General features: G+C 69.0%; 17 protein-coding genes. 8 read left to right on the plus strand and 9 right to left on the minus strand.

The window, feature by feature from the left end:
• Nucleotides 1-73 precede the first annotated feature (73 nt).
• From ABNQ40_RS00955 to ABNQ40_RS00995, 9 genes are all read right to left on the minus strand, one after another.
• Entirely contained in the window at nt 74-6040 is a 5967-nt protein-coding gene (locus tag ABNQ40_RS00955; RefSeq protein WP_199235389.1) for a hypothetical protein, read from the minus strand.
• 148 nt (nt 6041-6188) lie between these two features.
• The gene (locus tag ABNQ40_RS00960; RefSeq protein ID WP_199235388.1) at nt 6189-7232 is read right to left on the minus strand and encodes an ABC transporter permease; all 1044 of its coding nucleotides are present in this window, start codon (nt 7230-7232) and stop codon (nt 6189-6191) included.
• Complete coding sequence (locus tag ABNQ40_RS00965; RefSeq protein WP_109051135.1) at nt 7229-8776, minus strand: sugar ABC transporter ATP-binding protein; 1548 nt, start codon at nt 8774-8776, stop codon at nt 7229-7231. The genes ABNQ40_RS00960 and ABNQ40_RS00965 overlap by 4 nt, the downstream gene beginning before the upstream one ends.
• Before the next feature lie 61 nt (nt 8777-8837).
• Complete coding sequence (gene torT, locus ABNQ40_RS00970) at nt 8838-9914, minus strand: TMAO reductase system periplasmic protein TorT (RefSeq protein ID WP_098738299.1); 1077 nt, start codon at nt 9912-9914, stop codon at nt 8838-8840.
• Between the two features lie 104 nt (nt 9915-10018).
• Nucleotides 10019-10990 (minus strand): biotin-dependent carboxyltransferase family protein, encoded by a 972-nt coding sequence (locus ABNQ40_RS00975; RefSeq protein ID WP_391345346.1) that lies wholly within the window; start codon nt 10988-10990, stop codon nt 10019-10021.
• Nucleotides 10980-11855: an allophanate hydrolase subunit 1 gene (locus ABNQ40_RS00980; RefSeq protein ID WP_109051132.1), complete on the minus strand. Its 876-nt coding sequence runs from the start codon at nt 11853-11855 to the stop codon at nt 10980-10982. Before ABNQ40_RS00980 ends, ABNQ40_RS00975 begins: the two co-directional genes overlap by 11 nt.
• A gap of 9 nt (nt 11856-11864) precedes the next feature.
• Complete coding sequence (locus ABNQ40_RS00985) at nt 11865-13244, minus strand: acetyl-CoA carboxylase biotin carboxylase subunit (RefSeq protein WP_391345348.1); 1380 nt, start codon at nt 13242-13244, stop codon at nt 11865-11867.
• Between the two features lie 5 nt (nt 13245-13249).
• Nucleotides 13250-13486, minus strand: coding sequence for an acetyl-CoA carboxylase (locus ABNQ40_RS00990; RefSeq protein ID WP_098738303.1), 237 nt, complete (start codon nt 13484-13486; stop codon nt 13250-13252).
• A gap of 87 nt (nt 13487-13573) precedes the next feature.
• Nucleotides 13574-14359: a 5-oxoprolinase subunit PxpA gene (locus tag ABNQ40_RS00995; protein WP_391345350.1), complete on the minus strand. Its 786-nt coding sequence runs from the start codon at nt 14357-14359 to the stop codon at nt 13574-13576.
• A 273-nt stretch (nt 14360-14632) separates the two neighbouring features.
• Here ABNQ40_RS00995 and ABNQ40_RS01000 point away from each other — a divergent pair, with 273 nt between their 5' ends.
• From ABNQ40_RS01000 to ABNQ40_RS01035, 8 genes are all read left to right on the plus strand, one after another.
• Nucleotides 14633-15544 carry a LysR family transcriptional regulator gene (locus tag ABNQ40_RS01000; RefSeq protein ID WP_109051129.1) on the plus strand — a complete coding sequence of 304 codons (912 nt, stop codon included), beginning with the start codon at nt 14633-14635 and terminating at the stop codon, nt 15542-15544.
• A 142-nt stretch (nt 15545-15686) separates the two neighbouring features.
• Entirely contained in the window at nt 15687-16562 is an 876-nt protein-coding gene (locus ABNQ40_RS01005; RefSeq protein ID WP_109051128.1) for an AraC family transcriptional regulator, read from the plus strand.
• A gap of 107 nt (nt 16563-16669) precedes the next feature.
• Complete coding sequence (locus ABNQ40_RS01010; protein ID WP_391345353.1) at nt 16670-19729, plus strand: molybdopterin cofactor-binding domain-containing protein; 3060 nt, start codon at nt 16670-16672, stop codon at nt 19727-19729.
• The gene (locus ABNQ40_RS01015; protein ID WP_109051126.1) at nt 19726-20562 is read left to right on the plus strand and encodes a xanthine dehydrogenase family protein subunit M; all 837 of its coding nucleotides are present in this window, start codon (nt 19726-19728) and stop codon (nt 20560-20562) included. The genes ABNQ40_RS01010 and ABNQ40_RS01015 overlap by 4 nt, the downstream gene beginning before the upstream one ends.
• Entirely contained in the window at nt 20550-21080 is a 531-nt protein-coding gene (locus tag ABNQ40_RS01020) for a (2Fe-2S)-binding protein (protein ID WP_109051125.1), read from the plus strand. The genes ABNQ40_RS01015 and ABNQ40_RS01020 overlap by 13 nt, the downstream gene beginning before the upstream one ends.
• Nucleotides 21073-22638, plus strand: coding sequence for an AMP-binding protein (locus ABNQ40_RS01025; protein WP_391345356.1), 1566 nt, complete (start codon nt 21073-21075; stop codon nt 22636-22638). The genes ABNQ40_RS01020 and ABNQ40_RS01025 overlap by 8 nt, the downstream gene beginning before the upstream one ends.
• Before the next feature lie 14 nt (nt 22639-22652).
• Nucleotides 22653-23477, plus strand: a complete 825-nt coding sequence (locus tag ABNQ40_RS01030) for an enoyl-CoA hydratase/isomerase family protein (RefSeq protein ID WP_109049881.1) — start codon at nt 22653-22655, stop codon at nt 23475-23477.
• A gap of 58 nt (nt 23478-23535) precedes the next feature.
• Nucleotides 23536-24720 carry an ABC transporter substrate-binding protein gene (locus tag ABNQ40_RS01035; protein WP_109049880.1) on the plus strand — a complete coding sequence of 395 codons (1185 nt, stop codon included), beginning with the start codon at nt 23536-23538 and terminating at the stop codon, nt 24718-24720.
• Nucleotides 24721-24733 lie beyond the last annotated feature (13 nt).

Here is a 24733-nt window from a genome sequence, read left to right on the forward strand (position 1 = left end):
GACAACCCTTATAGGGCTTTAAGACAAAACAGTGTTCAAATTCCTAATAAATCCTCTAAATCTGTCAGTCTCATTAGGGTGTTGTGATATGATGCACGCTTTGTGTATCGGTGTTTTGTGAATGGTGCTGATCGAAGACGTGAGATGCCGCAGTCGAATCCGACAAATGAGAGAAAGTATCTTGTGCTACAACTGTACCTTCCGCAGGCAAGCCTAGGCCTGACGTCAGCAGAGCCGTAAAGTTGGTGCCCGATGCTATCGCTTGCGGCTGGACCTGAACCTGGGCGGCGGAGGCAGCCTTCACGTCGAAGGCCACACCGGCCACCGCATGGCTGCTGCCGTCGGTCATCGTCATGCTGGTGGTGCCGAGAATCCGGCTGCCGGCCAGAGTGGCGTCGCTCGGTGTCGCGGTGGTGGCGATGGAGCGGATGCCGGCCTCCGCAAGTCCGCGCAACTCGGTCGCCTGACTCACGCCGTCGCCGTTCGCATCCTGCCAGACCTTCAGAGTGGCGAAGGTCTCGTCGGTCGCGTCCAGGCGGCCGTCATGGTTGCGGTCGAGGGAGGCGAGCGCCTCCAGGCTGCTGTTGAAGCCGCTGCCGAACTGTTCGGAAACCAGCTCGTGCGCGTCGTCGATCCGCCCGTTGCCGTTGGTGTCCTGAACGAGAAGGGCGTTGCCGGCTCCGATCCAGCCGGTGCTGTCGGCGACGCCGTCGCCGGTCACGTCGAAATGGACGCCGTCGGACAGCGGTCGCAGCGCCAGCCCGTGGCCGGTCATGTCCAGCACGATGGGGTCGCTGGCGACCGTCGTCAGCTTGATGTTGTCGACGCGCAGGATCGGGTTGACGCTGTTGTCGCCGGTGTCGGAGGCGCCGAATCCCAGCAACACGGTGCTGTTGGCCGCAACCACCACGCTGAAGCTGCCGCTGGCGCTGGCGTCCTTGGCCAGCAGCGTCACCACGCCGTTGACGCTGACGAAGGCGAAGTCGTGGTAGGAACCGCTGTCGGTGAAGGTGAAGGACCAGTCGAAGGTCAGCGTCGTGTCCTGCGTCACCGTCACGGTCGTGCCGAGCTTCATCGCATGGCCGGCGGACGGCACCGTCCCGGTCGCGCTGGCGATGGAACCGTGGCTGAGGCCGAGGAAATCCTCCAGCTGGGTCGGCGTCTGGCCGCTCGCCGAGGTGAGCGTCGCCTCATGGCCGTCGCCGGTCGAACCGACACTGGCGCCGCCGGTGTAGGTCCAGCCGGTCAGGCCGTTGTCGAAGGAGCCGTTCGGAATCAGCACGCCAGGGTGCAGCGTCACGCTGTCGGTCGCAGTGGAGAAGGCGCTGCCGGCGCCGGTGTCCATCGTCACCTTGCTGCCGGCGGTCCCGCTGGTCTGGTCCCAGGCATGGATGGTCAGGGCACCGCTGATGGTGCCGGGAACCAAGGCGTTGGGCTGAAAGTAGAGCCGGTCGGTCGAGCGCAGCAGCAGGGCGGAATCGCTGTCGTTGACGGTGCCGACGAGGCTCCAGGTCGAACCGCCGTCGGTCGAGAACCACCAGTGCCCGTAGGCCTCGTTGGTCCCGACCAGGGCGATGCCGGTGACCGCACCGGTGTCGCCGTCGGTGACGTTCGCCGGGCCGCTGCCGTTCAGGCCGACCAGTTGCGACACGGCGATGCCCGCGGTTCCCGCCGTGGGCGCCGCGAGGGCCTCGCCTGCAACGGAAAGGGAGAGATCGGTGTCGGCCAGGACCGGGGAGGCGTTCGGCGGCGCCACCGTCACGGCGATGGACGTGCTGGCGGTCAGCGGCCCGCCGGCGCCGCCACCGCCCTGGTCGTCGACCACGACATGGATGCTGTCGGCGCCGGTGTAGGAGGTCGCGGTATAGAGAAGCCCGTTGGTGGCGCCCAGCAGGCTGTTGATGGTGGCGAGCGTCGCCCGGATGGTGACGGTGTCCGTGCCGTTGCCGGTGATGACGGCGTCCGTCCCGCCATCGGCGAGCGTCAGCGTTCCGTGTCCGGCGGAGAGAGTCACCAGCAGCGGGGTCGAGCCGGCGTCGATGTCCGACACCGACAGGCCGGTGACCGCGACCGCCACCCCCTTTACCGTCGACAGCGCCGTGGTGTCGGCGGTGACCTGCGGGGCGTCGTTGACCGGCGTGACGCTGCCGGTCAGGGCGATGGTCTCGGCACTGTAGACCGTGCTGCCGCCGACGCCGTGCGTCAGGTCGACATGGCCGCCGGTGGCGGTGGTGCCGGCGCCCTGTTCGATCAGCCGGACGGTCAGGGCCGGGGTGGTGCCGTTCCAGTCGGCCGCAGGCACGAAGCGCAGCCGGTCGGCGGCGGCGACCACCAGGGCCGACCCTTCCGACACCGTGCCCACGGCCGCCCAGGCGGTGCCGGTCCAATATTGCCAGACGCCTTCCGTCGCGGTCGCCGCATTGCCGACGATGGCGATCCCGGCAAAGCCGTTGGCCGACGATCCTCCAACCACGGCGTCGGCCGCGTCGGAGAACAGGCTGCCGAACAGGCTGGTGACGGTGGCCCCGGCCGGATCGGCGGTGTCTTCCGCAATGGCCGGCAGGGTGGCCGCGGTGCCGGTGGCGACCGGCGCGTCGTTGACGGCATCGACGCTGCCGGTCAGCGTGATGGTGCCGGCACTGAAGCGGCTGGTTCCGCCGCCCGCGGTCGCGGTGACGTGCTCGCCGCTGGTGATCGCTCCCAGCGAATTGTCCACCAGCCGAACGGTCAGCGCCGGGGTGGTGCCGTTCCAGTCGGCGGCGGGCAGGAAGCGCAGCGCGGTGCCGGCGGCCAGCAGCAGGCCGTTGCCGGCGCTTGCCGCGCCGATGTCGGCCCAGCTGCTTCCGGTCCAGTACTGCCACAACCCTTGCGTCGCCGTGGCGGCGTTGCCGACCACCAGCACCCCGGCGAAGGCGTTCGCCGTCGATCCGCCGGCGACGGCATCGGTGGGGTCGGAGAACAGGCCGCCGAACAGGGTGGAAACGGTCGCCCCGGCGGGATTGGCGGCATCTTCCGCGACGTGCGTCAGCGTCGCCGTCGTTCCGGTGGTGATCGGGGCGTCGTTGACGGCGGTCACGCGGGTGTCGAGCTGGATGGCCGACACGCTGTAAGGGGTGGTGCCGCCGACGCCGAGGCTCTTCAGATCGACGCGGTCGCCGCTGACGATGGCTCCTGCCGAATCGTCGACCAGACGCACCATCAGGCTGGGGGGCTGCCCGTTCCAGTTTGCGACGGGAAGGAAGCGCAGCATCGTCTCGGCGGACAGCAGCAGGGCATTGCCGTCCGACGCCGCACCGACCGCGACCCAGCTGCTTCCGTTCCAGTACTGCCATTCGCCCTGGGCGGAGTTGCCGGGATTGGCGACCACGGCGATGCCGGCGAAACCGTCGCCGGTGGCGCCGAACACCGCATCGCTCGGGTCCGAGAACAGTTTGCCGAACAGGGTCGAGACGGAGGCGCCGGCCGGATTGCCGCTGTCCTCCGCCACGGCGTCCAGGACGGCCTGCACGCCGGTCGCCACCGGGGCGCCGTTGACGGAGGTGACGTCGATGGACAGCTTTGCCACATCGGCGGACAGGGGCGTGGTGCCGCCGGTTCCGTCGAGCGTGAACAGCCGGTGCTCGGCGCCGCTGAACCCGCCGGTCCACTCGTTTCCGACGGCCCGCAGCTCAAGGGCGGGCGCTTGGCCGGAAGCGCCGGCCGCGGGCAGGAAGCGCAGCAGGGCATTGCCCGGCAGCACCAGTGCCGCCGTTTCGGCAACCGATCCGACCGCGCTCCAGCTGCTGCCGTCGACGCTGTACTGCCAGATGCCGAGTTGCGACCCCTGGTTCGCCACCACCGCGACGCCGACCACGCTGCTGCCGGTCTCGCCGGGACGGAACATCGCTTCGATCAGGTGGAAGACGGTGAAGCCGGCGGGAGCGGCGGTTCCCTCGGCAATCGCCAGCGCCTTTGCCATGGCCGCCGCGTCGAAGGATGCCGACAGGGTCGGCGCTGCGGCGTGGTGCTCGGCGGATACGGTGGGGGTGGCGGGCAGCGTCGGCGTAACGGTCGGCGTGGTGGTGCCCGAGCTGTCGGACGACGCGTTTTCGACGGCACGGACCACCGACTGCACCGCCCGCTGCTGGCTCTGCGCCGCGACGGCGAAGGCATCGCTGGTGCTCAGCGCTTTCGTCACCGAGGGGGCGGAGACGGCCGGCCGTGCATCCGTCGATGCGGCGGAGTGGGCGGCGGCGTCGCTCGTGGCGGTGCCCTTGTCCGTCGTGCCGGGCAGATCGAAGCTGATGGCCTTGGGGGCGGCATCGCTCATCGCCGCCTGCTTTGCCGCCTGCGGGGAGGCGTCCGGTGCCGCCGGCTTTCCATCGGCGGATGCATCGGGCGCGGCCTTGTCGCCGGTGCTCTCCTTGGCGTCGGCCTTCGCATCGCCCTTGTCGCCCGCCTTATCGTCCGCCTTGGCGTCCTTCCCGTCCTTTTCCTTTCCGCCGTCGTCCTTCGCCTGGGCATCCGCCACCTGTTCGGCGGCCTTGCCGTCGGCGCTGTCGCTGTGCTGGGTCCCGTCCTTGGCAGCATCCTTCGCGGCTTGCTTGGTTTCGCCGGCCTCCTTGGGGGCTGCCGCCTTGTCGGGGTTGGCGAGGTCGGCAATCGCCTTGTCCTGCGCCGACACCGGGACTTCGCTGGCCTGGGTGTTCTGCTGGACGGTGTCGGCGGCCTGACGTGCCGCCGCCAGCGCCTGCCCGGCGGGCCGTCCCTCCGCCAGGGCCTGCCCGAGGGCCGCGCTGAAGGCGGCGCCAGAGCCGCCGAGGGCCTGAACGGCCTGCTGGACATTCTGTCCGCTGGCGAGAGCCGTGACGAGCGGATCGGCCTTCACACCCTTCGCCGTCTCGGCCGACAGGGACGATGCCGCGGCGACGTCCTGGCGTGCCGTGCCCAGGGCGCCGGACGGCTCGTGCCCGCTGGACAGGGCGCTGCCCAGGGCCTGTCCGAATCCGCCGGCTGCGGTCGGGTCGATGCCGGCGGCCGAGGCGAAGGACTTGACGGTTTCACCGACATTGCGGCCGGAGGCGAGCGACGCCACCAGCGCGTCGGTCGGCTTGGGCGGCACGACGGCGGCGTTCTGGCTGGCTGTCATCTCCGTCTGCGCCCTGACCGACGCGGCGAGGGCGGCGTCCGGCGATCCACCCTGCGTCAGGGCGTCATTGAGGACGCTGGCGAAGGCGGCACCGTTCACGGCGGTGTGCGCTTCGGCGCTGCCGGAGGACAGGGCGGAGAGCATGCGGGCGCCGTCGGACTGTCCGACCGTGGTGGAGTGGGCCAGGGCCTCGCTGTTGGCACTCGTTTCCTTCGCTGCGGTCACGGCGGCGGTGGAGTCGGTGCCGCTGGACAGCGCGCGTTCCAGCGTGTCGGCGAAATGGCCGTTCTGCCCGGCCCCCACCGCCTTCACCGCCTCCTGAACGCCGGAGCCGGAGGCCAGGGCGGCGGTCAGCTGCTCGGCCGGGGAAAGGGGTGCCGCCGCCGGAGTGACCGTGGGGGATGGCGGCGAATTCAGGGCCTGCGACAGGGCGGCAATCGGGTCCGCCGCACCCGCCGGCCGGGCGAGCGGGTCCATCACCCCGTTGAACAGGGCGGCGGAAAGGTCGGATGCCGTGCCCTTTGCGGTCAGCGCTTCCGTTCCGTGTCCCTGCCCTTGCGCCAAGGCGCTGGCGATGCGCTGCTCGCCGGTCAGCGAGGCCGCTTCCTGCGTCGCCTGGGCCATCCGCGCGGCGGCACCGGCGGCGATCCGGTTCGCCTGGGCAATGGCGGCATCCGGCGTCGCCTGCGCGCCGAGCCCGGCGGTGAAGTCATGCATCCAGCCATCGACCAGCGTGCCCGCCGACGACTCCGGCAGGCCCTGTCCGGCCAGGGCCGCCGCCATTTTCCCCTGAACGGCCTTCAACGCGCCCGGGTCGCCGCTCAGCATCACCGCCGCGGCTTCCGAAGCGAGTGCGTCGGGAATGGTCAGAAGCGGGGCGGACGGGGCGTCGGCCTTCAGGGTGTCAGGCATCTGGGACCTTTCGCCGACGCTGCATTTGCTTGTGGCAACTGCGATAACACAGCAATTCACTGAAGAAAATCTAAACGCTCCGATAACAGTTTGGATACTGAAGTGGTTTTTCTACGGAATCGGCCGGCGACCTGCCGGGCAACGCCGCTCAGGCGGTCATCATCATGCGATAGCGGATCTGGTCGAAGATCACCGCCAGGATCAGCAACCCGCCGAGAAGCACCATCTGCAGATAGGATCCGATCTGGGCGAGGTTCATGCCGTTCTGCACCAGCACGATGAAGAAGGCGCCCAGCACCACGGTTTCGACCCGGCCGATGCCGCCGCGCAGCGACACGCCGGCGATCACGCAGGCGGCGATGGACTCCAGCGCCAGCGTCCCGCCGAGATTGGCCTCGCCCGACTCCACCCGCGCGGTCAGCAGCAGGCCGGTCAGCGCCGCGATCAGGGCGCACAGGACATAGGCCACGATCAGCGTCCGGCCCGTGTGGATGGCCGACAGCTTCGCCGCCTTGATGTTGCCGCCCACGGCATAAAGATGGGCGCCGATCCGGGTGTGCGTCATGACCACCCAGGCGATGGCGACGGCCACGGCGGCGACCAGCACCGGCACCGGGATGCCCAGCCAGCGGCCGAAGCCGAACAGATCGGCGAACTCGGCAGGCAGTCCCGACACCGGGACGCCGCCGGTCAGGAACAGCGACCCGCCGGCCGCCACCGAGCTGACGCCCAGCGTCATGATGAAGGGCGAGACGCCGAACAGGGCGACGCCGGCCCCGTTCGCCAGACCGACCAGCGCCGCCACCGCGAACCCGGCCAGCGCACCGAGCGCGATCACCAGGATGGGGGCATCCGGGAACATCTGGCCGAGCGCCGCCATCGCCAGCGCCGACACGACGGAGGTGAGGGCGACCGTCGCCCCGACCGCCAGATCGAAGCCCCCGGTGATCAGCACCATCATCTGTCCCAGCGACACCAGGACCAGATAGACCGACTGGCGCATCACATTGACGAGGTTGTCCGCGGTCAGGAAGCGGTCGGATGCCAGCGCGAAGACGATCAGCGCGGCAGCCAGGAAGAAGGGCAGCACGCCCAGCCGGATGAACAGCGCCCGGCCGGCCATGCGCAGCCGGACGGCAGCGGGAACGGGAGCGGTGCCGGACGGCGGGGAGGCGGCGGAGGTGGCGCTCATGCGGGCAGTCTCGCTTCTTGATCGATGGCGGGAACCGATGGGGCGGGAACCGATGGAACCGGGTCGAAGAAATGGGAGAGGATGGCCGCCTCGCCGATGGCGTCGCCCTCCAGTTCGGCGGCGATGCGGCCATGGGCGAAGACCAGCAGGCGATGGGCGAGGTTCATCGCCTCCGGCAGGTCGGAGGAGATCACCACCACCGCGTTGCCGGCCTCCGCCAGTTCGCGGATCAGGCGGTAGATGGCGGCGCGGGCGCCCATGTCGACGCCGACGGTCGGCTCGTCGAAGATGTAGAGGTCGTAGTCGCGGCCGAGCGCGCGGCCGAACAGCGCCTTCTGCTGGTTTCCGCCGGACAGCTGGCCGGCCGCCCGGCTGCGATAGGCGACCGGAAGCTCGACCCGTTCGGCGGTCGCCTCGCAGCGGCTGCGGATGCGCTGCCAGGGCAGCACGCCGAAGCGGCTCGGCGTGCCGGCCAGCTCCCCTTGCGCCAGATTGTCCCGCGTGCTGAAAGCCAGTTGCAGCCCCTCGGTCTTCCGGTCGGGCGGCACATAGCAGAGGCCGGCGCGCATCAGGTCGCGGGTCGACGCACCGGTGACGTCGCGTCCCCGCACCGTCACCCGGCCGGCCTGGACCGGCAGCAGGCCCATCAGCGCCCGGAAGCTGCGCGACTTGCCGGAGCCGACGAGGCCGGCCACTCCCAGCACCTCGCCGGCGCGGACCTCCAGATCGACGCCATGGACACCCCAGGCGCGCAGCCCCTGCGTCCGCAGCAGGACCTCGCCGGGATTGCGGGCGATGGACGGGTAGATCTCGGCGATGGCACGGCCGGCCATCATTTCCAGCAGGGCCGCTTCGCTGGTATCGGCCATCGCCACGGTGCCGATCCGTCGGCCGTCGCGCAGCACGGTGACACGGTCGGCGATGCGGGCGAATTCCTGCATCCGGTGCGAGATGTAGACGATGCCCACGCCGCGGGCCTTCATGCGGGCGATCACCGCGAACAGATGATCGACCTCGCGGTCGGTCAGCGAGGCCGTCGGCTCGTCCAGGATCAGGATGCCGACCTCGCCGTGCAGAGCCTTGGCGATCTCGACCATCTGCTGTTCGGCGCGGCTCAGCGTGGCGACCAGCCGCCTGGGGTCGATGGCGAAATCGAGGTCGGCGAACAGGGCGGCGGCCTTGCGCCGCATCGCCCGGCGGTCGAGAAACGGGCCTTTGCGCGGCTCGTCGCCCAGGAACAGGTTTTCCGCCACCGTCAGGGTCGGGACCAGCGAGAATTCCTGGAAGACGGCGGAGATGCCGGCGGCACGGGCGTCGGCGACGCCGGTGAAGCGGGCATGATGGCCGCGCACCAGAATCTCGCCCTCGCTGGGGGCGGACACGCCGGCCAGCAGCGAGATCAGGGTCGATTTGCCGGCGCCGTTCTCTCCGAACAGCACATGCACCTCACCGGCGCGCAGATCGAAATCGACGCGATCCAGCGCGGTGACGCCGGGATAGCGCTTGGTCAGGGCAACGGTCCTGATCAGGACGGGAGGGGACATGCGCGTGCTCCGGGTGGAATGCCCCGGTGCGGACTGTCTGGTCCGCACCGGGGCTGGGAGGTCACTTCACGCTGAAAACGGGAGCGAAATTGTCCGGCGGCAGGATGGTGTCGCGGGACACCGTGCCGACATTGCCCTTGTCGACGACGAAGATCTTCGGGCCGACATGGCGGACCAGATCGGTCTTCTCCAGCGCGCGCACCGCCTGATCGATGGCGATCCGGCCCTGGATGACCATGGAATCGGCCGGTGCCGCCTGGATGAAGCCGCGCTTGATGCCCTGATAGACGCCGGGCGTCATGTAGAAGGCGATCAGCCCGACCTTGTCGCTCAGGCCGCGTTCGCGCAGCAGGCCCTGCGCCGCCTCGGCGGTCACCGCGGTGCCGGCGACATATTTGATGTCCGGCGTGGCTTGCAGCACGTCCTCCACCAGCCGCAGCTGCGCCTCCTTGCCGGTGTCGCCATAGCGCGGTTCCAGCACCTGTACGGCGGAGCCGGCAACCGCCTCCATGAAGCCCTTGTTGGCGGCCTCGACCCAGCCGGCACCGGCCGGGCCGGGGAACCAGCCGACCTTCACCGGCGGGCTGCCCGCCGGATGCCTGGCGGCGAGGTAGCGGCCGGCCTCGGCCCCCATGGTGTGGAAGGAGACCAGCGACTTGGCGGTGAGCGCCGGGGACGAGATGCCGTTGATGACGTCGATGACCGGGATGTTCTTCTTCGCCAGCTCCGCGACCAGATTGTTCAGCCCGTCGAAGCTGATGGCGCCGATCACCACGGCGTTGGCGCCGCGGGCGACGCAGTCCTCGATCTGGCTGATCTGCTTGTTCAACTCGGTGTAGCCGCCGGCCTCCACCACATTGACCTTCACCCCCAGCCGCTTGGCCTCCTCGACCACGCCATAATCGACGCCCAGCCAATAGGCGTCCTTCATGTGCGGAAAGGACACGCAGATGTCCCATTTCTTCGCGGCCTTCGGCAGCGGGCTGTAGGAGATGTCCTTCGGCTGGCCGTCGGCGGAGAAGGCCGGCGTCACCTCCACCGCCGGATAGGGGAACCACTCGGCGGCTGACGCCGGCAAGGCGGCAAGGCTGCTTCCAAGGACTGTGGCGGCGACAAGAGCGCGAGCGAGGGCGTTCATGCGAGTGGTCTCCACGGCATGGGATGGGACGGACGGGGGATGTTTTTGAAAGAGCTATGAAAGATCTGGGGGGAGGCGGCGGGCCGCTGCCGCCTCCCGGCCGGTCAGGCGAGGGCGTCGCGCAGCAGGCCCAGCCGCCGGGCCTCGTCGGCGCGGGCGGCCAGCGCCTGTTCCATATCGACCTTGACGAAGCGCACGCCGGTGTGGGGCTGCATCTGGCCGATCAGGTCCATGTCGGCGGAGATCACCGCACCCAGCGTGAAATAGCCGCCGCCCGACACGGCGTCGCGGTGCAGGACGATGGGTTCGGTTCCGCCCGGCACCTGGATCGAGCCGTAGGGGTAGCAGGCATCGACGATGTTCGACGGGTTGGAGCCGGCGCCGAAGGGCTGTTCGCGCGGTTCGAAGCTGAAGGGACGGCCGCCGCGGAAGCGATAGCCCATGCGGTCGGCCTCCGGCGCCACCTTCCAGCTGTCCTCGAAGAAGTTGCGCCCGGCCTCCTCGGTGATGAGACGCCAGTAGAGGCCGGGCAGAACGCGCAGTTCGGCACTCTTGCCCACCGTGCGGCGCAGCGCCTCGGGAACCTCGGTGCCGTGGCGGAACGCCCCCGGCCTGCCCAGCGGCACCATGTCGCCCGTCGCGAGCGCCCGGCCGTGATAGCCGCCGAGCGCGCCGATGATGTAGGTGGAGCGGCTGCCCAGCGCCGGCGGCGTGTCGATGCCGCCGGAAATCGCGATGTAGGCGCGGGCGCCGCCCTTCAGATAGTCGAAGGACAGCACCTGTCCGGCGCGCACCGGGAAGGCGGTCCAGGCCGGATGCGGCTCGCCGTCGACGCGGGCGGGCAGGTCGGCGCCGGTGACGGCGACGGTGGCGTCCACCTCGAATTCCAGCTGCGGCCCCATGAAGACCGCCTCCAGGGCGGCGGCACCTTCCGGGTTGCCGACCAGCAGGTTGGCGGCGCGCAGCGCATAGCGGTCCATGGCGCCCGACATCGGGATGCCGAGATGGAAATAGCCGGGCCGGCCGAGATCCTGGACGGTTGTCAGCAGGCCGGGGTTGAGAACCTTAAACGCCATGGAGGGTCTCCATCAGCCGCTGGTTGGTGCCGTCGATGTCCGCGTTGAAGCCGTCGAGGTCGAAGGTGACCTTGCGGATGCGCGGCTCGTAGCGGTTGGCCGCGACGTCGGCGGTGATGGCGTCATATTCCTCGCGGTCGATCGGCTTCCATTTCACGATGTCGCCGGGGCGGAAGAACACCATGAAGTCGCGCAGGTAGGAGACCTTCTGGGTCGGGTCGTAGATCGGCATCGGCGTGATGCCGAACATCTGGTAGCCGCCGGCCCCACGCACCGAATAGACGCAGCCGAAGCAGCCGCCATGGCCGATGGTATGCTTCGGCGTGTCGGTGCGCGGGCGCAGGTATTTCGGCACCTGGATTTGCCGCGACCGCTCGACCAGCTGGTAGAGGAAGGGCAGTCCGGCGACGAATCCCACCATCGACACGAACCAGGGCGAGGCGTGGTGGGCGTGGATGAACTGTTCCACCGTGTCGTAGCCGTTCACCCGTGCCGCATACTCCAGATCGGTGCTCTGCGGATCCTGATGCCGCTCGCGGAAGCGCATCAGCGTTTCGGTGGTCCAAGGATCGCGGTAGTAGACCGGCACCTCGACGATCCGGGTCTCCAGCCGCTTCTCCGCCCGGTCCGCCGCCTGCTCCAGCGCCCGCAGCCGGCCCATCAGGTCGTCGGGAGCGATGCGGTCGGGATCGAACTTGACCTGGAAGCTGCCGTTGGCCGGGCAGATCTCCGTGACGCCCTCGATATAGGCGGAGCGGAGCGCGTTGGTGATCGACATGCTCTTGAAGAAAGCTTCGAGCGACATCTCCTCGTCCATTTCGACGAAGATGTGCTCGTCGCCACCGTAGGAATAGCGGGTCTGCATCCGGTGCTCCTATTGCTCGGCCTTCTGGGCAGTGAAAGCGGGGTTCCCGGCCAGCCAGGCTTCCAGGAACCGGGTGTGCGCCTTGCCCGCCCGGATATCCGGATCGGCGGCCAGCGCCTTGTGCAGAGGAACGGTGGTCTTCAGCCCGGTGACGGTGAAGCCTTCCAGCGCCGCGGCGAGGCGGTCGATGGCCTCGGCCCGGGTGGCGCCATGGACGATCAACTTGCCGAGCAGGGAGTCGTAGAAGGGCGGGACCGTGTAGCCCTCGTAGATCATCCCGTCGAAGCGGACGGCCGGTTCCGTCGGCACCGACAGCCGTTCGACGGTGCCGGGGCAGGGCAGGAAGCCGGCTGCCGGATCCTCGGCATTGATGCGCACCTCGATGGCGTGGCCGGTCCGGGTCACCCGGTCCTGGGTGACGGGCAGCGGCTCGCCTCCGGCGATGCGGATCATGGCCGCCACCAGATCGATGCCGGTGATCATCTCGGTCACCGGATGCTCGACCTGGATGCGGGTGTTCATCTCGATGAAGTAGAAGGCGCCCGACGGCTCGTCGTAGAGATATTCCAGCGTGCCGGCGCCGCGGTAACCGACGCTTTCGGCCAGCGCCACCGCCGATGCGCAGATCTTGGCGCGGGTGGCCTCGTCGAGGCAGGTGGCCGGCGCTTCCTCCCACACCTTCTGGCGGCGGCGCTGAAGCGAGCATTCGCGCTCGAAGCAATGGATCGCCCGCTCGCCGTCGCCGAGGATCTGCACCTCGATGTGGCGGGCGTTCCCGATGACCCGCTCCAGATAGAGGCCGCCGTCGCCGAAGGCGGCCTGGGCCTCCGACTGCGCCTGCGGGGCGAGACGGCGCAGCTCGTCCGGCGTCTCGGCGATGCGGATGCCGCGTCCGCCGCCGCCCGCCGCCGCCTTGATCATCACCGGATAGCCGATGGTCCCGGCGGCGGCGAGTGCGGCGTCGATGTCGGCGACACGGCCCTGCGATCCGGGCACCACCGGCACCCCGGCGGTGATGGCGGCCTCGCGGGCGGCGGCCTTGTCGCCCATGCGGCGGATGGTTTCGCCCGTCGGCCCGACGAAGACCATGCCGAAGCTTTCCACCATGTCGGCGAACTCGGCATTCTCGGCCAGGAAACCGTAGCCGGGATGGACGGCGTCGCAGCCTGCGGTCCGTGCCGCGGCCACCAGCCCCGCCGCATCGAGATAGGAGTGGCGGGCGGCCGGACGGCCGACGCAGACGGCCCTGTCGGCCAGCTTGACCGCCAGCATCTCGCGGTCGGCCTCGGAATAGGCCTGGACCGTCTCGATCCCCAGGCTCTTGGCGGCGCGGATGATCCGCACCGCGATCTCGCCGCGGTTGGCGACGAACAGGCGGCGGATCGTCATCGGGGTCAGCCTTCCAGCTCGACGAGGACGGCGCCGGCCATCACCGGTTCCTCGTCCTCGACCGCGAAGCTCAGGATGGTTCCACCGACATCGGCCCGGATCTCGTTGAAGCTCTTCATGACCTCGACGAGACCGATGACGTCGCCCGGTTCCACCCGGTCGCCGATTTCCTTGAAGGGCGGCTGGCCTGGAGCGGGACGCCGGTAGAAGGAGCCGGGCAGGGGGGAACGGATCTCGGGCATCGAAACAATCCTTCTTCAACGGGCCGCCTTGGGCGGGAGGGGAGAAATCAGGAGATGTCGGCGAGCTGTGCGGTCAGCGGGTTTGGATCAGCGGCTTTGGGGGTGCAGATCGGCGGCGGCGACGATGCGCAGCCCGTCCTTCAGCAGGGCATCGCGCACCGCGGTTCCGATGGCGAGCGCGCCCGGCGTGTCGGAATGGAAGCAGATGGAGTCGAAGGCGATGTCGATGTCGTCGCCCTCCACCGTCCGCACCTTGCCGTCGCGGCAGGCGCGGACGCATTTGTCGGCGACCTCCGCCGGATCGAGCGGCCGCATGCGGCGGGCGAAGACGATAGAGCCGCTGCGGTCGTAATCCCGGTCGGCGTAGAATTCGCGGATGACCGGCAGGCCGGCCGCTTCGGCGACGGCGCAGGTCTTGGACACGTCCATGCAGAACAGGAGCGTGTCGGGGCTCGACTTCAGCAGCGCCTCCACCATCAGGCGCGACAACGTCTCATCCTTCGCCGCTTCCATATAAAGGGCGCCGTGCGGCTTGACGTGTTGCAGACGGGTGCCGTGGCGGCGGGCGAATTCGCGCAGCGCGCCGACCTGATAGAGGATGTCGTTCACAAGCTCCTCGGGCTTGGCCTGGATGACGCGGCGGCCGAAGCCCTGGAGATCGCGGTAACCGGGATGGGCGCCCAGCGCCACGCCACGTTCGACGCCCAGCCGGACCACGCGGTCCATCAGGTTGGGATCGCCGGCATGGAAGCCGGTGGCGACATTGGCCGAGCTGATGAGGTCCATCAGCGCATCGTCGGAGGCCTCGCCGAGCGTCCACTGGCCGTACCCCTCGCCGAGGTCACAGTTGAGATCGACCATTGTACGAGCCAACGCCTTACTCCCTTGCTTCGCGGAACCTGGGGTGTCGAACCCCAGGGATGAGTCCGCGGAATGGCTGCCTTGCCATATGAGCGTATGTTGTTTCTAATCCTTTGCAATTTCTAATTTTTGAGATTGCTTTATCTGTTTTTCAGATGTCAAAATCCGCCCGTAAATCAGGCATTTCTCCGGATATCTGCCAAGATATGGCCGACGGGGCCTGTGCAGGATTTGGGCATTTTCCGATTTTCCGATATCTTATCACGTCAAATTCCGGGGTTTGGCATGCTGAATTTCCGCCATGTGAAATATTTCGTCGCCACCGCCAATCTCGGACAGGTGTCGCGGGCGGCGCGCGAACTGTCGATTTCCCAGTCGGCGATTACCTCCGCCATCAAGGAACTGGAGGCCGAGATCGGCGGGCGGCTGTTCGTCCGTACCGCACAGGGCATGGAACTGACCGACACCGGCCGCCGCTTCCTGGCCGCCAGCCACCGCATCATGGCGAGCGTGGAGGAGGCGCTGCACCCCGCCGACACGGCGGCGGAGGTGGCCGGCAGCCTGACCATCGGCGCCAGCTATACGGTGCTGGGATATTTCCTGCCGCAGCATCTGGAGCGGCTGGAACGGCGCTACCCCAACCTGCGCATCCACATCCACGAGCTGACGCGCGAGATGATCGAGGACAATCTGATCACCGGCCGGCTCGACATGGCGGTGGTTCTGACCTCCAACATCAGCAATCCGGAACTGACGACCGAAACGCTGATCGGAAGCCAGCGTCGCCTGTGGGTGCCGGCCGGGCACCGGCTGCTCGACCTCGATTCCGTGGGGTTGCAGGATGTCGCCGAGCACCCCTACATCATGCTGACCGTGGACGAGGCCGCCCATTGGACGACGCGCTACTGGAGCGCCTCGCCCTTCCGTCCCAATGTCCGGCTGCGGACCTCGTCGATCGAGGCGGTGCGCTCCACCGTTGCCAACGGCCAGGGGGTGACGATCCTGTCCGACATGGTCTACCGGCCTTGGTCGTTGGAGGGGCGTCGCATCGAAACGATCATCATGCGCGAGCGGGTTCCGGCGATGGACGTCGGCCTCGCCTGGCGACAGGGGGTCGAGCTGACGCCGGCCATGCGCCTGTTCCGCACGCATTTCAGCGAAGTCTACCAAACCCCGCAAAGCCGCATGCCGCGGTGACCGGCCGCTCCGCCGATGGAAGCAGGGTTGCGCCCGCATGGAACTGGTAAAGGGGACCGCCGAAGCTTAGCTTGTAAAGCAAACCATTGAAGAGCATCCCGGCGGCCTTTTGCCGCCGATGGGCAGGAAGGGACCGGAAGCCATGTCGAAAGCGATGCGCATCCATCAGGGAAGCTTCGGCCGCGTCGCCCTGCTGGACATGGACAATGCGCTGATCCATCACGCGCATCCCCATTGCCATGTGCTGATCAAGGCATCCGGCGCCGACACCCGCTTTGCCGTCGGGGAGCAGCTCCATCCGCTGCGCGACGACACCGCGGTGCTGGTCAACAGCTGGGAGGCCCATTCCTATGCCCACCAGCCGGGCGCCCCGCGCACCGTGATCCTGGCTCTGTACATCGAGCCGCGCTGGCTCGGTGCGATGCAGCGGGAACTCAACGCCAGCGGCAACCCCGGCTTCTTCGCGCAGTCCTGCGGCGAGCTGACGCCCTACATCCGCCGGCTGGCCGACCGCATGGCGGCGGAACTGCTCTATGACGACCCCTCGGGCGAGCGGATGGAGGAGGCGCTGTTCGACCTGATGATCGCCATCATCGACCGCTTCTCCGAATGGCGGACGCTCGGCGGCACACGCTACGTTGCGCCGGCGGCCGGCGATTTCCGCATCCGTCAGGCTATCCTGTTCATGCGGGGGACCCTGGGCGAGGAGTTCGACGCCGCCCGTGTCGCCGCCGCCGCCGGCCTGTCGCGCGCCCACATGTTCCGGCTGTTCCAGCAGACGATGGCGATCACCCCGGCACTCTATTTCAACGTGCTGCGGATGGAGGCGGCCATCGACGCCATGGCCGCCGGGTTGGAGAGCGCCACCGAGGTGTCCGGCCGGCTCGGCTTTTCCGCCCCCAGCCACTTCAGCCGCTTCTTCCGCAACCACCAGGGCGTGACGCCCACCGAATACCGCCGGGTCGTCAATCTGGTGGACCGGCCCGGCGGCGGGCGGCCGGAAGCCGGGCATGCATGACAATGAGACGCCCATAAAAATGAGACGCTAGGGTAAATCGCGACACTCCACGGTAAAAGCTTTGCTTGGCAAACGGTCTAGTCTCCTCCGGTAACGGGAGGATGACGATGACGGCCACGCAGACCGCCGCCCAGACCATTGACATCGAAGGCGTTTCGCCGCAACCGCAGCCGGCCGTGGCGCCGTTCGTCGGCCGCGCGATGCCGCGGGTGGAGGACGCCGCACTGCTGACCGGCGTCGCCCGCTACGCCGACGACCTGCCGGTGAAGCCCGGCACCCTGCACGCCGCGATCCTGCGCTCGCCGCACGCCCACGCCGACCTGCTGGACATCGACAGTGCTGCCGCGCTGGCGGTTCCCGGCGTCGCCGCCGTGGTGACCGGGGACGATGCCAAGCGCCTTGCCAGCGCCTTCCTGGTCGGCATCCGCGCACCGATGGAGCATTGGTGCCTCGCCATCGACCGCGTGCGCCATGTCGGCGAACCGGTGGCGGTGGTGCTGGCCGACAGCCGCTATGTTGCGGAGGACGCGCTCGACCGGATCGAGGTGCGCTATCGCCCGCTGCCGCCGGTGACCTCGATTGCCCAGGCGTTGGAAGAAGGCTCGGAGCCGCTGCATCCGGCGGTGGGCTCAAACCTCGTCAACAGCCGCAGCTTCCGCTATGGCGACCCCGAGGCCGCCTTCGCCCGTGCCGCCCGCAGCGTGTCGGTCGAGGTCGAATATCCCCGCAACTCCTGCACCCCGATGGAGTGTTTCGTCGTCCTGGCCGACTACGACGCGGCTGAGGATTCCTACGAGGTGTTGTCGAACTTCTCCGGTCCCTTCGCCGTCCATCCGGTGATGGCCCGTGCGCTGAACGTGCCGGGATCGCGGCTGCGGCTGAAGACGCCGCCCCATTCCGGCGGCAGTTTCGGCAACAAGCAGGCGGTGTTCCCCTATGTCGTGCTGATGGGGCTGTGCGCCCGCGTCGCCGGCCGGCCGGTGAAGTGGGTGGAGGACCGGCTGGAGCATCTGATGGCCGCCACTTCGGCCACTGCGCGCCGCATGCGCATCGATGCGGCGGTGGAGCCGGACGGCAGGGTGCTGGCGCTGCGGATGGAGCAGACCGAGGATTGCGGCGCCTATCTGCGGGCGCCGGAACCGGCCTCGCTCTACCGCAACCACGGCAACCTGACCGGCGCCTACGACATCCCGAACCTGACGGTGACCAACCGCATCGTCGTCACCAACAAGACGCCGACCGGCCTCAACCGCGGCTTCGGCGGCGGGCAGCTCTATTATGGGCTGGAACGGCTGATGAACCGGGTGGCGGCGGAGCTTGGGCTGGATCCGCTCGACGTCATCCGCCGCAATCTGGTGGCGGCCGACGCCATGCCCTACCGCACGGCGTCGGGCGGGACGCTCGACAGCGGCGACTACCGCGCGACGCTGGAACAGGCGGTGCGCGAGGGGGCGCTCGACGCGCTGAAGGCCCGGCGCGACGCCCTGCGGGCGGAGGGGCGGCTCTACGGCATCGGCTATGCCGCGGTGGTCGAGCCGTCGATCTCCAACATGGGCTACATCACCACCGTGCTGACCGCCGAGGAACGGCGCAAGGCCGGGCCGAAGAACGGCGCGCAGGCGACCGCCAGCGTCGCCGTCGATCCCACCGGCGGCGTGTCGGTGACGGTGGCCTCGGCCCCCCAGGGGCAGGGGCACCGCACCGTGCTGGCCCAGGTGGTGGCCGACGTCTTCGGCTTGCGGTTCGAGGACATCCGCGTCAACACCGACCTCGACACCGGCAAGGACGCCTGGTCGATTGCGTCGGGCAACTATTCCAGCCGCTTCGCCGGGGCGGTGGCGGGCGCGGCCCAGGTGGCGGCGACCCGGCTGCGCGGCCGCATGGCGGCGCTGGTCGCCGGCCAGTTGAATTGCCGGGCCGACGACGTGCGCTTCGCCGGCGGCAAGGTCTTCTCCGACGCCAACCCGGACAACGGCCTGTCTTTCTCCCGCGTCGCCGCCGCCGGCCACTGGGCGCCGGGAACGCTGCCCGACGGGCAGGAGGCGGCTTTGCGCGAGACAGCCTTCTGGACGCCGGAACCGCTGAAGGCGCCGACCGACGCCGACCACATCAACAGTTCCGCCTGCTACGGCTTCATCTTCGACTTCTGCGGGGTCGAGATCGACCGGACGACGGGGGCGCTGCGGATCGACCGCTACGTCACCATGCACGACGCCGGCCGGCTGCTGAACCCGCTGCTGGTGGAGGGCCAGATCCTGGGCGGATTCGCCCATGCCGTCGGCACCGCGCTGTACGAGGAATACGCCTATGGCGACGATGGCCGGTTCCTGTCCGGCACCTTCGCCGACTATCTGGTGCCGACCGCCTGCGAGGTTCCGGTTCCCGTCATCCTCCATCGCGAAAGCCCGTCGCCGGTGACGCCGCTTGGCGCCAAGGGGGTGGGGGAGGGGAACTGCATGAGCACGCCGGTCTGCCTCGCCAACGCGGTGGCGGACGCGCTGTCCGGGGTGGCGGTGGATGAGGTGCCATCCCTGCCGATCACCCCGGCCAAGCTGGCGGCGCTGATCCATCCGCCGGAGCCGCCGCGCCCGGTCTCCGCCGCCAGTTCCGGAGAGACTCCGCCGCCGGCCGCCGACAAAGCCGCCGTCAAGGGTGGGCGCGGCCTGACCGGGGAGGGCAGCCGCGAGGTGCCGGCGACGCCGGAACAGGTCTGGGCCATCCTGCTCGACCCCAAGGAGCTGGCGGCGCTGCTGCCCGGCTGCGAGGCGCTGGATCTCGCCGGCCCGAATGCCTACCGGGCGGAGGTGGTGGTCGGCATCGGCCCGGTGCGCGGCCGCTACACCGCGCAGGTGGCGCTGTCCGACCTCGACCCGCCGAGGGCGCTGACCCTGACCGGCAGCGGCACCAGCGCGCTCGGTTCGGGCAGCGGCACCGGGCATGTGACGCTAGAGCGCACCGCCAACGGCACGCGCGTCACCTACCGCTACAGCGCGTCGGTCGGCGGCAAGGTCGCCGCGGTCGGCGGCCGGATGCTCGACAGCGCGTCCCGCCTGCTGATCGGACAGTTCTTCGAAAAGCTGGTCGCCCGCGCCGGTGGCGCCGAGGTGCCTGTCGACTCTCCCTCGCTTCTGACGCGCCTGCTGCGCCTTCTGGGGTTTAACCGATGAAGCCCGCACCCTTCGACTATCTGCGGCCGGCGACGGTCGCCGAGGCGCTGGCGGCGCTGGCGGACGGGGGCGACGACGCCCGCGTGATTGCCGGCGGCCAGTCGCTGATGCCGATGCTGAACATGCGGCTGGTCCAGCCGCGCCTGCTGATCGACCTCGGCCGGTTGGAGGAGCTGCGCACGCTGCGGGCCGAGGATGGCTGGCTGACCGTCGGCGCCGCCGTCACCCAGGCCGAGGTGCTGGCCCGTCCGACCCTGGCGCGGGAGGTGCCGCTGCTGGCCGCCGCGCTGCCGTGGGTCGGCCATTTCCAGACCCGCAACCGCGGCACGCTCTGCGGGTCGGTCGCCCATGCCGATCCCAGCGCAGAGACGCCGCTCTGTCTGGTCGCCACCGGCGGCGAGGTGGTGCTGCGCAACCTGCGCCGCCGCCGCACCGTCGCCGCCGCCGATTTCTTCCTGGGGCCGCTGACCACGGTGAAGGCGGCGGACGAGATCGTCGAATGCATCCGCTTTCCGCTGGCCCGTCCCGGCAACGGCCATGCCTTCCGCGAGCAGTCGATGCGGCACGGCGACTTCGCCATCGCCGCCTGCGCCGCAACGGTGGACGGCGACCGCGCCAGCCTCGCCGTCGGCGGGGTGGCGGACCGGCCGACGATGCGCTCCTGGCCGCTGGTCGGCGGCGGGTCGCCGCCGGATCTCGACGAGGCGCTGAACGCCTTCGCCTGGGACCTCGGCGGCGACGACGACCAGCACGCCACCGCGCGCTACCGCCGCGACCTCGTCCGCCGGATCGGCCGTACCGTCCTTGAAGAGGCCCTGTCATGCCGCCGCTGAAATCCACATCCGTGCTGACGGCGGAGGCGCTCCATGCCGTCTCCATCGTCCTGAACGGCACGCCGCGCAGCGGCCATGCCCATCCGCGCCTGCTGCTGAGCGATTTCCTGCGCCACGAGCTGGGCGCCCACGGCACCCGCGTCGGCTGCGAGCACGGCGTCTGTGGCGCCTGCACCGTCCGCATCGACGGCGTGGCGGTCCGCGCCTGCCTGACGCTGGCGGTGCAGGCCGACGGCCGGCGCATCGACACCGTCGAAGGTCTGTCGCAGGCCAACGAGGGGCGCATGACCGCGCTCCAGGAGGCCTTCCGCCGGCATCACGCCCTGCAATGCGGCTTCTGCACCGCCGGCATCCTGATGTCGCTGACCGATTACCTGGACCGCAATCCCAAGCCAACCGAAGAGGAGCTACGCGACATGCTGAGCGGCCATCTTTGCCGCTGCACCGGCTATGCCGGCATCGTCCGCGCCGTGATGGACGTCACCGGCCGGACGGTGAGGGAGATCGCCCATGTTTGACCTCGGCCGCAGCATCCTGGCCAGCGCGGAGCGCAGCCCGGACGCGCTCGCCATCGTCGACGGCGACCTGCGGCTGACCTACGCGCAGTGGCTGGAGCGCATCCGCCGGCTGGTCGGCGCCTTCGACCGGCTGGCCCTGCGCCCCGGCGACCGCATCGCCACCGCGTTGCAGAACAATTGGGAGATGGCGACCATCCATTGGGCCTGCCAGCTGGCCGGCATCGCCGTGGTGCCGTTGAACTGGCGGGTGAAGCCGGACGAGCTGGATTACTGCCTGCCCGATGCCGAGGCGCTCGCCCTGTTCTATCAGGACATGTCGGCCGATGCCGTCCGGAACTCCGCCGCAGCACGGGCGCTGCCCCGCATCGCGGTCGGCGATCCGGTCGATCCGGTCGATCCCGGCGACCGCCGCTTTGCCGCTTTGCTGGATGGCGATCCGGTTCCGCCACAGCCGCGTGCCACGACCGAGCATGTCTCGCTGTTCCTCTACACCTCCGGCACCACCGGCAAGCCCAAGGGTGTGCCGCGCCGCCACCGGACGGAGCGTGCTGCCGCCGTCGCTCATGTCGCCCAGAACTGCTACCGCCGGGGCGAGCGGACGCTGGGCGTCATGCCGCTCTACCACACCATGGGGGTGCGTTCGCTGCTGGCGATGGCGCTGGTGGACGGCTGCTTCGTCTGCCTGCCCCGCTTCGACACGGCCCGGGCGCTCGACCTGATCGCGGCGGAGCGGCTGAGCTGCCTCTATCTGGTGCCGACGCTCTATCACGACCTGCTGGCCGACCCGAAATTCGCAGGCACCGACGTGTCGTCGGTGCGCAAGCTGGGCTTTGCCGGGGCGTCGATGACCGACGGCCTGCTGAAGCGGTTGGAGGCCGCCTTCCGGCCCGAGCTGTTCGTCAACCACTACGGCTCGTCCGAGATCTACACCTTCACCATCGACCAGAACGCGCCGGCCAAGCCGGGATCGGCCGGCAAGGCGGCGCTGAACCAGCGCATCCGCATCGTACGCCTCGGCAGCTTCGATCCCGGCGAGCGTGTTGTCGCCGGGGAGGAGGGCCAGATCGCCGCCGACCTGTCGGGCGACGAGTCCTTCGAAGGCTACTGGAAGCGGCCGGACGCCGACGCCAAGGCGCTGCATGCCGGCTGGTACTTCACCGGCGACATCGGCTTCCTCGACGGCGACGGCGACCTCTTCGTCACCGGCCGGGTCGACGACATGATCATCACCGGCGGCGAGAACGTCTCGCCGGTCGAGATCGAAAGCGTGCTGTCGCTGCATGACGGCGTGCTGGAGGTGGCGGTCGCCGGCCTGCCCGACGAACGCTGGGGCCAGCGGGTCGTCGCCTTCGTCAAGCGCGCCCGCGGCGTCGAGGCCAACGACCTCGACGACCATTGCCGCACCTCCGGCCTCGCCAACTTCAAGCGCCCGCGCGAGTACGTCTTTCTCGACGAAATCCCGAAATCGCCGGTCGGCAAGATCCTGCGCCGCAAGCTGCAGGCCGGCGAGTTCGCCCTTGAGAACGGCCCGGCCGGGCGCAGCCCGACCCTGTCCTGAATTCAGCCTTATCCATGGAGTTTCCGACCGTGACCCCCTACCGTTTCGACAGCACCGACCGCCTGCTCGCCGACCTCGACGGCTTCCGCGTGGAGATCGACGAGGTCAAGGAGCGCGCCGACATCGTGCTGCACCGTCCACCCTTCAACATCGTCAGCATGCTCCAGCGCGACCAGTTCGCCGCCGTGTTCAAGGTGCTGGACCGCGATCCCATGGTGCGGGTGATCGTGCTGCGCGCCGAGGGCGAGAATTTCTCGTCCGGCGGCAACATCGCCGGCTTCATGGAGAAGTCGGCGGAGCATGTGTCGGAACTGGCGGTCAACATCGCCGCCCCGGAGCGCTGCCGCAAGCCGGTGATCGCCCAGGTCCGCGGCTATTGCTTCGGCGTCGGCTTCGAGCTGTCGCTGGCCTGCGATTTCCGCATCGCGTCGGAGACCGCGCAGTTCGCCCTGCCGGAAATGCGCATCGGCATGATCCCTGGTTCCGGCGGTTCCGCCCGCCTGCTGCACATGATCGGCATCTGCCGGACCAAGGACATGGTGATGCGGGCCAGGCGCATTTCCGGCCGGCAGGCCGCCGATTGGGGCTTCGTCACCGAGTGCGTCGCCGACGCCGAACTGGAGGCGGTGGTCGCCGCCCTGGTGGACGAACTGCGCGGCTTCTCGCCTCTCGCCCAGCGCACCATCAAGGGCGTGCTGAACAGCGGCAACAACGTCTCGGTCAACGGCGCCATCGAGATCGAGGGGCAGGCCTATGGCCGCCTGCGCGGATCCGAGGACTTCAAGGAGGGCGTCGCCTCCTTCCACGAGAAGCGCAAGCCGGTCTTCACGGGCGTCTGACCGACGCCTCCAAGCATGGGCAACAAACCGTGGACAGCATAGGGAGGAACCAAAAATCATGACCAAGACCACGCTTCTCGGCACCGCCGCGCTCGTCCTGTTCGGGTTCGGCGGGGTTGCGTCCGCCGCCGAGCCGATCCGCATCGGGGTGGTGACCCCGCTGTCGGGCACCTACGCGCCGATCGGACAGCAGGTCCGCTGGGGCCTGGAGCTGGCGACGAAGGAGGTCAACGCTGCCGGCGGCATCCTCGGCCGTCAGGTCGAACTGTTGTTCGAGGACGAGGAAGCCAATCCCGCCGTCGCCACCCAGAAGGCGGAGAAGCTGTTCCAGGTCAACAAGGTCGATTTCCTGACCGGCACCGTCAATTCCGGCTCCACCCTGGCGGTCGGGCAGCTTGCCGAGCGCAACGGCCGGCTGATCGCCACCACCGTCTCCTTCTCCGACGCCATCACCACCGACAAATGCTCGCCCAACGTCTTCCGGGTGAACGCGCGGGCGGGGCAGCAGTCGGCGGCGCTGGCCGAATGGCTGGCCAAGGACAAGCCGAAGGCCAAGGTCTATTATCTGGGACCCGATTACGAGATGGGCCGCTCCACCGTCGCGGCCTTCAAGGAGGCGGCGGAGAAGACCGGCGCGCAATCGACCGGCGAGGTGTTCGCGCCGCTCGGCAGCAAGGATTACTCGCAGTATTTCGGCCAGCTCCGTGCCGCCCGTCCCAGCGTGCTCTACACATCGACCGCCGGCAACGACACGGTTCGCCTGCTGACGCAGATGAGTGAATACGGGTTGCTGCGCAACCTGACCATCGTCGGCGCCTCGGGCACCGTCACCGCCCAGAACATCGGCGCCATCGGCAAGGCGGCCGACGGCTTCGTCACCGGCGTCGGCTATTCCGCCGAACTCGCCACGCCGGAGAACAAGGCGTTCGTCACCGCCTTCCGCAAAGCCTACGACACCGCGCCCGACCTTTACGGCGCCGACAGCTACGGCCTGATCGGCTTCTTCAAGGCCGCCGTCGAGAAGGCCGGAAGCACCGACACCGACACGCTGCGCAAGGCGATGGAAGGGCTGAACTGGTCGACGCCGCAGGGCACCAAGACCATGCGGGCCGGCGACCATCAGGCGATCCAGGACATGTATGCCGTGCGCATCGCGGCGGACGGCAGCGGCAACCGCTTCGACGTGGTCGGGACCGTTCCGGGAGACGCCGCCATCGGCCCCGACCAGTGCACCCGCTTCTGAGGACCGCTTCCAG

This window comes from Azospirillum sp. A23 (assembly GCF_042938965.1).
Classification (GTDB): domain Bacteria; phylum Pseudomonadota; class Alphaproteobacteria; order Azospirillales; family Azospirillaceae; genus Azospirillum; species Azospirillum melinis.

Bases quoted from the DNA above. Each gene is read 5' to 3' on its own strand.
- ABNQ40_RS00960 (WP_199235388.1), bottom strand. From the start codon at position 7,232: ATGAGCGCCACCTCCGCCGCCTCCCCGCCGTCCGGCACCGCTCCCGTT.
- ABNQ40_RS00980 (WP_109051132.1), bottom strand. From the start codon at position 11,855: ATGCAGACCCGCTATTCCTACGGTGGCGACGAGCACATCTTCGTCGAA.
- ABNQ40_RS01000 (WP_109051129.1), top strand. From the start codon at position 14,633: ATGCTGAATTTCCGCCATGTGAAATATTTCGTCGCCACCGCCAATCTC.
- torT (WP_098738299.1), bottom strand. From the start codon at position 9,914: ATGAACGCCCTCGCTCGCGCTCTTGTCGCCGCCACAGTCCTTGGAAGC.
- ABNQ40_RS01015 (WP_109051126.1), top strand. From the start codon at position 19,726: ATGAAGCCCGCACCCTTCGACTATCTGCGGCCGGCGACGGTCGCCGAG.
- ABNQ40_RS01010 (WP_391345353.1), top strand. From the start codon at position 16,670: ATGACGGCCACGCAGACCGCCGCCCAGACCATTGACATCGAAGGCGTT.
- ABNQ40_RS01025 (WP_391345356.1), top strand. From the start codon at position 21,073: ATGTTTGACCTCGGCCGCAGCATCCTGGCCAGCGCGGAGCGCAGCCCG.
- ABNQ40_RS00985 (WP_391345348.1), bottom strand. From the start codon at position 13,244: ATGACGATCCGCCGCCTGTTCGTCGCCAACCGCGGCGAGATCGCGGTG.
- ABNQ40_RS01020 (WP_109051125.1), top strand. From the start codon at position 20,550: ATGCCGCCGCTGAAATCCACATCCGTGCTGACGGCGGAGGCGCTCCAT.
- ABNQ40_RS01030 (WP_109049881.1), top strand. From the start codon at position 22,653: ATGGAGTTTCCGACCGTGACCCCCTACCGTTTCGACAGCACCGACCGC.
- ABNQ40_RS00990 (WP_098738303.1), bottom strand. From the start codon at position 13,486: ATGCCCGAGATCCGTTCCCCCCTGCCCGGCTCCTTCTACCGGCGTCCC.
- ABNQ40_RS00965 (WP_109051135.1), bottom strand. From the start codon at position 8,776: ATGTCCCCTCCCGTCCTGATCAGGACCGTTGCCCTGACCAAGCGCTAT.
- ABNQ40_RS00955 (WP_199235389.1), bottom strand. From the start codon at position 6,040: ATGCCTGACACCCTGAAGGCCGACGCCCCGTCCGCCCCGCTTCTGACC.
- ABNQ40_RS00975 (WP_391345346.1), bottom strand. From the start codon at position 10,990: ATGGCGTTTAAGGTTCTCAACCCCGGCCTGCTGACAACCGTCCAGGAT.
- ABNQ40_RS01035 (WP_109049880.1), top strand. From the start codon at position 23,536: ATGACCAAGACCACGCTTCTCGGCACCGCCGCGCTCGTCCTGTTCGGG.
- ABNQ40_RS01005 (WP_109051128.1), top strand. From the start codon at position 15,687: ATGTCGAAAGCGATGCGCATCCATCAGGGAAGCTTCGGCCGCGTCGCC.